The following is a 12,231-nucleotide window of genomic DNA, read 5'->3' as shown; positions in this document are numbered from 1 at the left end:
CGCCCCGGTTGTTGTTTCCTAAGCCTGCCAGCGTTTGGCTGGTTGCTTCAAGGTGTTGCCTGCGCGGGCCGGCGATTTCTTGGCGGCAGTCACGCAATCACTGGTGGCTATGTCAGGGTGGCATTCGGCACAGACGGTCATGCCGCACGTCGGACAATACTCTCCCGGCGCATTACACACGATTGCTTTTTCCCCGGTTGCGTCCCCCATGGCGCGGTAACATTCGCATCGGTTTTCCATTTTGGGCTCCAGAGGAAGATTATCGTATCACAGGTGGAATGAGCTTCGGAGTGACAATGTTAGGTCGGAGTACCGTGGAGAGCACGCTTTGGGAGGTTGCGGAAATGAAGATGTGAGCGCACTCGTAAGAATGCCTTGACACCACATGGTGAGTGATAGATTCTCGGGGTCCTTCGACTCCTTCCTCGCTCCTACGTCGCTCGGACTCCGCTCAGGATGACACTCATAAGGCGGGGATCATCGTGTCCTGATCGTCTTACACCACCGCGAGTTTTTTTTGCAGACCTCAGTGCTCCGGCTGATGCGCGTAATAGCCTTTGCGGGCGAAGACGCGATAGCCGTGGTCCTGGGCGGTGATCTGTATCTTGCGGAATTTCCCGTCCTTGGTGGGGTTGGCCGGGTAGTAGCCCAGGCTGTATTGCTGGTGCAGCTCTTGCGCGATTTCGTCGAGCGCGGTTTCCAACTTATCAATGCCGTGCACTTCGAGCATGCGTCCGCCGGTGGCTTCGGCCAGCTTCTTCAGCATGTAATCTCCGTACTTGTCTTTCTCGTAGGTATGGCGCACGTCGCAGTGATCAAAGCGGCTGGATTCGCGCGGCGGATCATAAATCTGCAGCACGTAGGCAATCACGTCGTTTTGCAGCAATCTTTCCAGTGCTTCTTCGAGCGTGGTTTCGCTCTTGGAATCATCGGAGAGCGCCACGATGACTACGGCCTTGCGTCCAACTTCTCTCGCCAGGAAGCGGTTGGTCGAGGCATAGATGGCATCGTAGAGGTGGGCTTCGCGGCGCTCATCGTAGCGCTGTCCCAGGGGGCCGGTAGGATTGGGCAACGGCATCGACGGAGGCGGCGTTTCATCGGGGATTCCGACCGCGCTGCCCTCGCGGCGGATGTCGTTAATTTTTTCCTGCAGTAACGCAGTGTCGGAGGTTGGCAACTGGATGGTATCTACCCGCGCGTGGTAGCTCACCACGAATCCCAGGTCATTCGGCCTGACCACACGCTTCAGGAACATGGTAGAAGCGTCGGCTTCTTCGTTCAGCATCCATGCCATGTTGGTTCCGGTATCGAGCAGCATGCCGACGTTGAGCACGACATCGCTGTGGTTGGCAAAGAACTTGATGGGCTGCTCCCGGCCGTCTTCAAACACGCGGAAGTGATCTTGCCCAAGCTCGCCGGCCAGATGCTTCTTCTCATCGCGAACCGTGAAGTAAACGGAAACCAGGTCAACCTGACTGTGAAGGGTGGTGTCTTTGTCTTGGGTGTTATCGCTCTGGGGAGAAGCTGCCCCAGGCAAGCTGGGGTTGGCTAATGCCAATGCCACGATGACCGAGGTGATCGCCATCTTGCGCATAGTCCGCCTCCTGCCCTGATTTTTGAAGTGAGAAATTAGATGCCGGAGTGCCTGCGAGGGTTGGTTATTCATAGGCGGTCAGGCTTCATTTCGGGGTTAGAGCGGTTAGTTTTTGTCTTGATGATTCAATTGTCATTCCGAGGAGCGCAGCGACGAGGAATCCCTATAGTCTTCAAGAGTTTAAGAGAGCAGAGCTTAAAGGTTTTCGGCGCAATAGGGATTCCTCCGCTCCGCGTCGGAATGACAAGAAAACCGAGCGGCTTAGGTTTACGGCCGCCGCAGCACGCTCTGGTATGGATCAACCAGCACGTGGGTGACATCCGCCGGGGCTTCGAAGCGGAAGTTGCTTTCCTCGCCATCGGCGAAGACGCGTCCCAGGAAAACCGGCTCCTGATTGGCGGCGGCGAAGGCGCCATAGATCGGCACCGAGGTCACGAAGTCCTTCGGGGTCTCGCTCTGCAACAGCGTTCCGGTCACCACAACGCCGCTGCCATTGGCTTTGCGCGTTATGCGGACCTCTGTCGCCTCTAATTTGGGAATGGCTGTACCGTTGACCCAGTTGGAAAAGAACCAGTCGAGCGATTTTTTGTTCTCGTAAGAGAGATTGTCGGGCATTACTTTTTCAAAGCCGCTCTGAAGGTCCTGGGTGGAAAACCTGGAGCTGGCATATTGCTGTTGAAGATTGCGCATAACCTGGAAGAAGAGTTCATCGCCGGTGGCAGCAGAAGAGGCTGCGCCTGCTTTGGTCCGTCCGGGCTGGCGCGCGGCAGACTCGCGCAGCATCATGCGCAACATGTGAATGAGCCAGGTGCCGCGTCCGTAGAGCACTTTATCGTAGCCATCGGGAAATTTGGACGACGCCAGCCGAACGCCCAGAGTTACCGCTCCGGCATCTTTGTATTCCATTCCTTCTTTGTTTTTTTCCAGCAGCATACGGCGGTAGGCTTCCATCGCGACTTTAAATTTTTCCGGACTGGTTGACTGCAGCTCCAGCAGGGCGAAATAGTTGGCGAGGGCTTCCATCATCCATTCATCGCGGTAGGTTTCCCAGAGAACTTTGTCGCCCCACCATTGATGCGCGATTTCATGGGCGGGCATTAATTTGTCGTACATGATGTGATTGAATTCGCTGGAGCGCGCCAGAGATTGGTCCCACACGGCAGGACCCAGAAATGCATAGCTGGAAAGATAAACCAATCCCGGCCAGCCCTGGCTGCTGCTCCCCGGCACCTGGGTCAGCGCGAGGGATGGGAATGGAAAGGGACCAAGGCGCGAAGAGATGAAATTGATGGTCTCGGCGGCACGCTCGGTCAGGGGTTTGACCTGCTCCGAAGGGTTGAGAATTGGAATTGAAGTCAAAGATTCGACGACAATTTTTTTGGTGCGGGGATCTACGTGCTCCACATCCTGGTGCGTGGTAAGCGCGTGCTGCAGACGCTCCTCCACGCCACGGGCCGCATAGGTTTCCACCAGAGTTGCCCCCACGTGAGTTGAGCTGCTCACAAACTGGCCAAGATTGAAGCCCGCGAGGGGCACAGGCCGGTCCGATACCCATTGCGATACCTGCTCGCCGCCGACGTTCTGCTGCGATGTGCGATGGCCGCTGGCAACCAGGGTCCAGGAAGTTGGATAGCGGAACTCCATATCGTAAGTAGCCATGGCCGGCCCCTGATTGGGATACCAGATGCCGCGCGCCCCCAGATACATCAATCCGCCGCCGGCCTCAGAGAGCACCGAACCGCTGTAAACAAACTTCAGTTCGGCATCTTCGCCCGCGTGCAAGGCGTGGGGCAGCAGGACCACAAATATATCGTTGCCCCGGCGCGCAAGCTGCGACCCGGGAACGGCTTCATTTTGGATAAATTCAGCGGCGGCTCCATTCAGCTCTACCGACTTGAGCTGCAAGAATCGCGAGAGTTCAAAGGGAAGTGCGCGCAATCCCTCGCGGTTGGAATGCAATTGCAAGCTGGCCTCGGACTCGAGCTCATGCGTAGGCAGAATATGCGTCTTGATCTTATAGTGGGGAGTGTCAAAGAACCCATGCAGGTCTTCTTTGTGCCCTTCTTCAGCTTCTTTACGGGCCGAACGCATGGGGAACGCGGTCCACAAATCGTAATAGCGGGTCCCGTCTTCCGAATCGCTGGTCTGGGCCACATTAATCTGCTCGATAAAGCTGGTATCCAGGTTCACATCAAACGTGCCCATCCTCAAGCCCGCCACCCGAGCATGAAAGATCCGGGCAGACTTGGTATTCGTCATCGCCAGGAGCAAGCGCAAGGCGTCGGCATCAGCCATGCTTTGCGCCAGGGAATCCCATCGGGTGAGGAAGTCCTGCATCTCCTCGGCCGGAATAGGGCGCAGGCCGCTGCGCAATTCGTCATAAGTAGCATCGTTGAAGCGGAAATACGCAGTAGAAAATTTTTCTTCCAGAACAGCGGCATGGGTAAACAAGGCGAGCGAGGCGCGCTCTGCCTGGCTAGGTGGAACCAGCAGCATCTCGCCCTCGCCCTCAAAAAACGCCCCGGTCACGTGGCCATCCACCTCCTGGGTGAAGGCAATAGTGCCTTCGGTCAGGGAGATATGAATATCTTCACGGTCCAGGTCAGCATCGCGAATATGAAAGACTTTTTTGCCATCTAGGGCGACACTACGCAACTGGCGGTAGAGGGCCATCTCGGGCGAAGTAGAAGTAGTATTGGCCGGCTGGGGCACGGCTTGGGATGTGGTTTCGAATGCAATCTGGGGCACAGACGCTGTCTGTGCGGCTGCCATGGCCGCCATAAGCACAGCCGCCCAGCCGAATCTAGCGATAGTACCAACCCTGGTCATGACCATTGGTTATAGGCCCCGAGGAGTGTATTTTGCTAAAATTTGTATGCGTGCTCAATAAGAAAGTCATTGTAACCGCCTTTTGCTGCGTCGCGTGGATGAGCGCGCAGGCCGATACCATCCACCTTAAGAATGGACGTTCCATTTTTGCCGATAGCACCCACGAAAAAAACGGCAAGGTGGAATACCAGGTCGGCGACGATACCTATGCTATCCCCAAAACCTGGGTAGCCCGCATTGATTCTGGCGGCGCCCCCATACACTCAAGCCACTCGACGAAAGAGGACATTACGATCGCGGCCCCGGTTGAAGATATCAGCCGCTCCGGTGAAGTCCAAACCAAGCTTTTTCGCGACGGCCATATTGATCCGGTGGCCCTCAACGAGATCGAATCCAATGGAAATGTCGAGCTGGTCGCTGCCGCTTTCTATGTGGCTGGCCGCTTTGAATACAATAACGGCAATCGCGACTTGGCGCTCGGTTATCTGCTGCGCGGCTTGCATTACGCTCCTGATAACCCGGCCATGCTGCATCTTTATGTGGCTACACTGCTTTCCCTGAACCGCGGGCAGGAGGCCATTCAGTATGCCGAGCGCGCCACACGGCTTGAGCCCAACTCTGCCGATGCCTGGAACCTGCTGGGAGCGGCTTATTTCAAGACCGACCACACTGAAGAAGCCATTCGCGCCTGGCAGCGCTCATTGAAGCTGCGGCCCGATCCCAACGTGCAGGCCATGTTGGATAAGGCGCAGCGCGAGAAAAATGCAGAAAGTGATTTTTCTGAAGCCGATAGCGGCCACTTCGCGCTGCACTACGAGGGCAAACAAACTACCGACGTGTTGCGCAGAGAGATTCTGGATACGCTCGAATCCCATTACAAAGACCTGGTAGGAGAGCTGGGAGTTGCGCCCCGCCAGACCATCTCGGTTTCGCTCTATACCACCCAGTCGTTTTTTGACGTGACCCAGTCGCCCGGCTGGTCGGGGGCGGTGTACGACGGCAAACTGCGTATCCCCGTGGATGGACTTACCGGCGTCACCTCAGAGCTTTCCCGCGTGCTGAAACACGAACTGACGCACGCCTTCATCAACCAGATTACCCACGGACGCTGCCCGCAATGGCTCAACGAAGGCATTGCCCAGGCGCTCGAGCCGAAGAGCGCTTCTTCCGTGGGCGGGCAGCTCACGCATGTCTATGCGGAACACCGCCAGATTCCGCTCAGCGAGCTGGAAGGCTCATGGATGGACTTCTCCAGCGGCCAGGCGTACATGGCCTATTACGAGGGGTTGGCCGCAGTGGAGTACATCCGCGATACCTACGGGATGAGCGATATCCAGCGCATCTTGCAGCGCCTGGGCGACGGCTCTTCCACCGAAGCTGCCATGCGCAGCACCATTCATGGCGGCTATTCCGATGTGGAAGAAGGCCTCACTGACTACCTGAAGAAGCACTATGGAAATTAGGTTGCGATCCATAGCTGTGGGAGGTGACAGACCGCCGGCAGCCCGCAAGTCATTGAAAACATGCAGAAAAAGCGGGAACCAGCAGCCCCCGGTAAAAAGCGCTTCAGCCAACAATCACAGGTAAAAGTCAATTCAACAAAATTTCACAGATTTGTCCCAAAATTAGGGATTGATTTTCCCTCCAGTTGTGCTATTTTTTAGATCTTCCTCCCGTCCCCCGAAATTTATGAAGCTGCCTTTTCGCCAAGTTGTTATGCAGAGGTCTCTTCGCAGGCCAGAGGCCACCCAGGCACCGACCCTGCAAACTGCCAGTGTGGCCGCGCTTTATCGGGGCGCGCGGGTCGGGGGAGACTTTTTCGATTTCCAGGCCGTCCACGGACGCGTGGTCTTCTTCCTGCTCGATATTGCCGGTAAACGCGAGGAGGCCCTGGATATCGCCGCCAGTTTGCAGCAGATCTTTCGCACGGAAGGCATCAAGCTCTTTGAAGGTTCGCCCCTGAATGAGGCTGACGCCCTCAGCGATCTCACTATCCTGTTGAACCGTAATCTCATACAGCTCGCCAATGGCGTACGCTATGCGCCGGCATTTCTTGGCTGCTATGAAGAGGACCTGGGTACTCTCTTTTACATCAATGCAGGACACACCCCTGGGCTTCTGAAAGACCGCGAGGGCATCACGCCGCTCGGGGCCAGCGGATTGCCGCTAGGCCTGTTTTCGCACTCCACCCATGATGCGCAAATGTCAGTGCTGGAGCCTTCTGCCGCCCTGCTGGTGGTAAGCAAAGGGCTGGTGGAGAGCCGTAACGGCCAAAAAGAGTTCGGAGTAGAGCGCCTCCGCCAGAGTCTTGCAGCCGCGCAATTTAATAACGCCAACGAATTGTGCAACGGCGTTCTCAACACCGTGCAGGAGTTCACCAAAAACACTCCTGGGCAAAATGACATTACGGCCCTCTCCATCATGCGCTCGGCTGAGTCAGCGCTGGCGGCAACCAACGGTAGCAGCAATTGACAGGTACGGTGGTAACGTTGCTCGCGCTTGCCTCGAGTGATAGCATGGGCTCAAATCCAGTTCTAAAGTAAGCGCTTTTGCGGCAGCGAGCGCAATTCGGTGTTGGCCATGAAAAAGCACAAGGGCCTGGTGATTACCGGGGCAGTTCTTCTCGGTATCGTAATTCCGATCTTAATCTTTCCTTATTTATTCAACGTCAACCAGTTTCGCCCCACCATCGAAGAACACTTGCAGTCAAGTTTAGGACGCCGGGTGGTCATCGGCGACTTGGAGCTTTCCCTGATCGCCGGCGGCATCAGCGCCAAAGACATCAGCATTGCTGATGACCCCAACTACAGCCTGCAGCCGTTTCTTAAAGCCAAATCGCTGGATGTAGGAGTTGAACTCTTGCCGCTGATCTTCTCGCACTCCCTGCACGCCAACTCGGTTACCTTGCGTGAACCCGAACTGCATCTGGTGCGCGGCAGCGGAGGCAAATGGAATTTCTCCAGCCTGGGCGCAAGCCCGCCAAAGGCAGAGTCGCGTAACCAGCGGGGGCACGCTCGCAAAGACGCACCACCGTTTGAATCCCCTACTCCAGAGGCCGCGGCAGGAAGTCTTTCCATTGCTACACTGCGCATCTCTGACGGGCGGGTTGTTGTCTCCAGTGTCGCTAATCCGTCGCGGCAGCACGTTTACGACAGCGTGGAATTAAAGGCTTCCAACATCGGCTACGACAACACCATTCCATTCAGCTTTAGCGCCAACACGCCGGGCGGCGGCAAGCTGCAGATGGATGGCACCGCCGGTCCACTAAGCCGCATTGACATGGCCGAGACCCCGCTCGAGCTCAATCTACTGGTAACCCACATGGATCTGGCCTCAACCGGTTTCGTGGGCAGCTCTTCGGGATTGGCCGGAACTCTGGATTATCAGGGTACGGTGCACTCCGATGGGAAGACGGTCAAGACCGAAGGCAAGGCCAGGGGAGAGAAACTGCGTTTGGTGCGCAGTGGCGGCCCGGCGCGCCAGCCGGTCACATTCGATTACACCAGCCAGTACGACCTGAAGCGGCAATTCGGTACGCTGACCCGCGGCGATATCCATACGGGCAATACCGCAATGAAACTCGCCGGCAACTACCAGACCCAGGGCGACAGCACGATTGTGCACATGAAGCTGAACGGCAGTAACATGCCTCTGCCGCAGGTCCAGGGCATGCTGCCCGCTTTCGGCGTCAACCTGCCGGCAGGATCGTCGTTGCAGGGAGGCACGATCAGCGCAAATCTATCCATGGATGGGCCGCTGGACCATCTGGTGACCACCGGGCCGCTCAATATCGCCAATGCACGCCTGGCGGGATTCAGCATGGCGTCAGGCATCGCGAGCACACTGAACGGAGCCAGCGGTGGCCGTGACACAATCATTCAAACCTTCAGCTCCAATCTGCGCGTAGCCCCAGACGGAATTCAGGCTGATAACGTGCAGCTCATTCTGCCGCAGTTTGGGACCATCACCGGCAATGGCGTCATTAGTCCTAACAATGCCCTGGACTTCCACATGCTGGCCAAAACCAATGACGGGTCCGGCTTCATGGGCGGCCTGTTCCGCACGAAAGGACAAATCCCCTTCCTGGTCCAGGGGACAACCTCGCAGCCGGTTTTCCTTCCCGATATGGGAAAGAGCCTGGGGAATATGATTACCAATCCCGCCAAAGGCGTAGGAGGATTGTTCCAGGGGCTCTTCGGCGGCAAGAAAAAGCAGCAGTAGCCCGAGATTTTTCGCCGCGGATGAACGCGGATTTGCGCGGATCGGTTTCTAGTCTGTCATCCTGGGCCGAGGCGAAGGATCCCGGAGGATGTGTAAGACTCCCAAGCAGTTTCATTTCGGTCCATGCCAATTGTGAAAATCCCACCCTCACCGAGTCAAATCCTGAAACTCCGGGTTAAACACCACTAGCTAGATGTTAGGTTCCTCGAAGGAGAGTTGCTGAAGCAAGGTTCGGTAACCTCTACCGCATTTCGAGAGGCTTCTTTTTCATCTCTGTTTAACAAACATTCCACGGAGGAAAAAATGAAACGCACCCCCCAGGGTTTATTTCTCTTACTCGTACTCACCTGGCTTGGAACCATGCTTGCGCAGGCCCAGAGTATTCAGTTCCCCAATCCGATTAAGCACGTGGTCGTGATATTCCAGGAGAATCGCACGCCCGACAATCTTTTTCAGGGTTTGTGCAGCCCACCTTTTGGTACAGCCAGCTCATGCAACACAACCCCAAGCGCAACCCAATACAACATCGAGACGAGCAACTGGCTCGACAAGCATTCAACTACCGGTGTGACGCAGCCGGGGCCGGTTGCGCTGGGAAATACTTATGATCTCAGCCACGCCCACACTGCCTTCATTAAAATGTACGACGGTGGCAAGATGGATGGCGCCGGCGATATTCCCTGCTCCGGCACCTGCCCCGCCAAGCCGCAGTTTAAGTTTGTTGATAACTCGACCGGCATTTTGAATCCTTACCTGGAGTTGGCCACCCAATACGGTTGGGCGAACTATATGTTCCAAACCAACCAGGGACCCAGCTTCCCCGCCCATCAATTTCTCTTCGGCGGGACCTCTGCTCCGAAGGCCTCCGATGACCCCGCCGGTATCTATGCTTCAGAGAACATGAGCGGAACAAAAGGGCCGGCAGGATGCATAGCACTCGCCGGCACAACCGTCGAACTGATCACGCCCAGCGGCGAGAACCAGAAAATCTATCCATGTTTCGAGCACCAGACCATGGCAGACCTGCTGGATACAGCCGGAGTCTCCTGGAAATACTACGCCCCCGGAGCAGGCTCCATTTGGACGGCCCCCGATGCAATCAATCACATCTGCCAACCCAATATGCCTACGGGAGGAACTTGTACGGGTCCAGATTGGATCAAGAACGTAGACCTCACACCAGCCCATGTTCTAAGCGACATCACCGGCTGCAAGCTTCCCCAGGTGAGCTGGGTCATCCCCATCGGACAGAATTCCGATCATCCCGGAAGCCCCAACACGGTCGGAGGCCCTTCGTGGGTGGCTTCTATCGTCAATGCCATTGGGACTGATACCACATGCGAACAGGGAAAAGGTTATTGGTCCGATACAGCCATTGTGATTTCCTGGGACGACTGGGGCGGATGGTATGACCATCAAAAACCTCAGATCCTGGCGGGCAATCCGGGCGATTACCAGTACGGTTTCCGCGTGCCGTTGATCGTGGTCTCAACCTATACACCGAAAGGGTACATCAATAACGTTAACCCGCACGACTTCGGCAGCATTCTGAAATTTATCCAGGGGGTCTTCAACATCCGCGAAGGCGCGCTGGGTTTTGCCGACTCACGCGCCAACGGCGATCTTTCGGGCTTTTTTAACTTCAGCCAGACGCCGCGGCCTTTTAATAAGATCGCGGCGCCCTTGGGGCCCAGTTTCTTCCTGAATGATAAGAGACCGCCTGAGCCGCCTGATAACGATTAGCCGGAAACGATGTTCACACGTAGAGACGTAGCTTGCTACGTCTCTACGTCTTTTTTCGATTCAAATCACAGGTATTCCATCAATCCCGCCACTTCCCGAAAAATGAACTAGTGAGTGTTTCTATGCCGTCGACGGTTTCAGCCTTGATTATTTCATACCGTTCTTCTTCAAGAACCTGAATCACCCAATGTATTTAATGACTCAATGACCCGATCACACTCTGACCCTGGCACCAGGGTGGTATCAAACCCTTCAACTCCCGAGGCTTCTAGGGCATCATTAGTCCTGGCATTCAAGAATGCCCGGGGCTTTGGCCTCTGGGTCTTTGAAGATTCGCAACAACAGTCCCCAGTGCCAGTTCTCGGTTTCACCAGTTCTTGTGCCTGGAAAAGGCGCTGAGAGGGATCGGGGATACCGGGAGTTAAGGCAAAGTACATATCAGACACACTACTCCGCCTCGTCCGTATGTAATTGAATCGTATAGACTTATCATGGTATGAACTACTCCGAGTAATGGGGGGAGGGTACTACTTGTTCGGCGAGCAAGGGGCGCGTTTTTATGGGGTGTCTTTTCGGCCCGCCTTTGAGAGGATTTATCTATCCATCCACTCGAACTGGCAACTGAGAACTGGAAACTGCTCTTTAGCGGTACAATATCCAAAACCATATCTGCCTAAATTCAGGCTAAATGATTGGGTCTTTCATGAAACTACGTTTTCTCGCATTTGCTTCTATTGTCACCTTACTGGCCGCCGTGCCGCTGATTGCCGATACGGTGATTCAGGAGGTTGTTGCCCGCGTTAACGACGAAATCATCACCCGCTCTGAATTCCAGCGCAGCCATACCCAGGTCCAGAATGAATTCAAAGACAAGTATGGGGCGCAGGCCGAGCAGATGCTGGCCGCGAAGGAGAAAGACGTCTTGCGCGACCTGATTGATCAGGCCCTTCTGGTGCAAAAAGGGAAAGACCTGGGGATTACCGCCGATACCGATGTGATCAAGCGCCTGGATGAAATGCGCAAGCAGATGCACCTGGAAACGATTGAAGACCTGCAGAAGGCCGCTGAGCAGCAAGGCGTGGATTGGGAAGATTTCAAGCAGAACATGCGCAACCAGATCGTTACCCAACAGGTGATTGGCCACGAGGTCGGTTCCAGGGTCCAGATCACCGAGACCGAAATCAAGCAGTTCTACACCGACCATCAGAAAGACTTTGATCAACCCGAGCAGGTCCGCCTGAGCGAGATCCTGGTTGCCCCCACACCCCATGTGAGCGCCGACGATACAAAGAAGCAGGAGGAAATTCCTCCTACCCCCGACCAGTTGACCGCTGCCGAACAAAAAGCCAACGACCTGCTGGCCCAAATCAAGGGTGGAGCAAAGTTTGATGAGGTGGCACAGAAATCTTCTAACGGTCCCACTGCCGCCCAGGGCGGTGACCTGGGCTACTTCAAGCGCGGCATGCTGGCGCCGGAGCTCGAGAACAAGACCTTCGCCATGAATGCCGGAGATATGACTGACGTCATCCGTACCAAGCAGGGCTTCATCATCCTGAAAGTCACCGAGCATACCCAGGCTGGCGTGGTGCCTCTCAAGGATGCGGCGCCGGATATTCAGGAGACACTTTACCTGCAAAAAATCCAGCCCGCTTTGCGCGCCTATCTGACCAAGCTGCGTGAAGAGGCTTACATTGATATCAAGCAAGGCTATGTGGATTCGGGCGCCAGCCCTAACCAAACCAAGCCCATCTATACCGCCCCTGTTGCCGAGACGGCAAAGGCGCCGAAGAAGAAGAAAAAAATGGGGATCTTCTAAGAACTGAACGCTAAGCAGCTCTTCCGGT

At 55.6% G+C, this 12,231-nt stretch carries 8 protein-coding genes; 5 read left to right on the top strand and 3 right to left on the bottom strand.

Annotated elements, in window-relative coordinates; all coding sequences use genetic code 11:
* Positions 1–18 precede the first annotated feature (18 nt).
* The 3 genes from VK738_19595 to VK738_19585 form a co-directional block, all read right to left on the bottom strand.
* Positions 19–240, bottom strand: coding sequence for a hypothetical protein (locus tag VK738_19595; GenBank protein ID HTD24867.1), 222 nt, complete (start codon positions 238–240; stop codon positions 19–21).
* Positions 241–526: 286 nt separating this feature from the next.
* Positions 527–1,594, bottom strand: coding sequence for a VWA domain-containing protein (locus tag VK738_19590; protein HTD24866.1), 1,068 nt, complete (start codon positions 1,592–1,594; stop codon positions 527–529).
* A 267-nt stretch (positions 1,595–1,861) separates the two neighbouring features.
* A complete protein-coding gene (locus tag VK738_19585) occupies positions 1,862–4,375 on the bottom strand; it encodes a M1 family aminopeptidase (GenBank protein ID HTD24865.1) in 2,514 nt (837 codons plus the stop codon).
* An 80-nt stretch (positions 4,376–4,455) separates the two neighbouring features.
* On the opposite strand from VK738_19585, the gene VK738_19580 reads away from it, so the two are divergent.
* From VK738_19580 to VK738_19560, 5 genes are all read left to right on the top strand, one after another.
* Positions 4,456–5,886 (top strand): tetratricopeptide repeat protein, encoded by a 1,431-nt coding sequence (locus VK738_19580; GenBank protein HTD24864.1) that lies wholly within the window; start codon positions 4,456–4,458, stop codon positions 5,884–5,886.
* 253 nt (positions 5,887–6,139) lie between these two features.
* The gene (locus VK738_19575; GenBank protein HTD24863.1) at positions 6,140–6,895 is read left to right on the top strand and encodes a PP2C family protein-serine/threonine phosphatase; all 756 of its coding nucleotides are present in this window, start codon (positions 6,140–6,142) and stop codon (positions 6,893–6,895) included.
* A 108-nt stretch (positions 6,896–7,003) separates the two neighbouring features.
* A complete protein-coding gene (locus tag VK738_19570; protein ID HTD24862.1) occupies positions 7,004–8,644 on the top strand; it encodes an AsmA family protein in 1,641 nt (546 codons plus the stop codon).
* A gap of 303 nt (positions 8,645–8,947) precedes the next feature.
* On the top strand, positions 8,948–10,387 hold the full coding sequence (locus VK738_19565; protein HTD24861.1) for an alkaline phosphatase family protein: 1,440 nt from the start codon (positions 8,948–8,950) through the stop codon (positions 10,385–10,387).
* Positions 10,388–11,090: 703 nt separating this feature from the next.
* On the top strand, positions 11,091–12,203 hold the full coding sequence (locus VK738_19560) for a peptidylprolyl isomerase (protein ID HTD24860.1): 1,113 nt from the start codon (positions 11,091–11,093) through the stop codon (positions 12,201–12,203).
* Positions 12,204–12,231: the final 28 nt, after the last annotated feature.

This window comes from Terriglobales bacterium (assembly GCA_035487355.1).
Lineage (GTDB): Bacteria > Acidobacteriota > Terriglobia > Terriglobales > Acidobacteriaceae > QIAW01.
The sequence above is the reverse complement of the archived record's forward strand: the minus strand, read 5'-3'. Positions and strand labels throughout refer to the sequence as shown.

Coding starts and splice junctions, on each gene's coding strand:
- VK738_19595 (HTD24867.1), bottom strand. CDS start 240: ATGGAAAACCGATGCGAATGTTACCGCGCCATGGGGGACGCAACCGGG.
- VK738_19590 (HTD24866.1), bottom strand. CDS start 1,594: ATGCGCAAGATGGCGATCACCTCGGTCATCGTGGCATTGGCATTAGCC.
- VK738_19585 (HTD24865.1), bottom strand. CDS start 4,375: ATGGCGGCCATGGCAGCCGCACAGACAGCGTCTGTGCCCCAGATTGCA.
- VK738_19575 (HTD24863.1), top strand. CDS start 6,140: ATGCAGAGGTCTCTTCGCAGGCCAGAGGCCACCCAGGCACCGACCCTG.
- VK738_19570 (HTD24862.1), top strand. CDS start 7,004: ATGAAAAAGCACAAGGGCCTGGTGATTACCGGGGCAGTTCTTCTCGGT.
- VK738_19565 (HTD24861.1), top strand. CDS start 8,948: ATGAAACGCACCCCCCAGGGTTTATTTCTCTTACTCGTACTCACCTGG.
- VK738_19560 (HTD24860.1), top strand. CDS start 11,091: ATGAAACTACGTTTTCTCGCATTTGCTTCTATTGTCACCTTACTGGCC.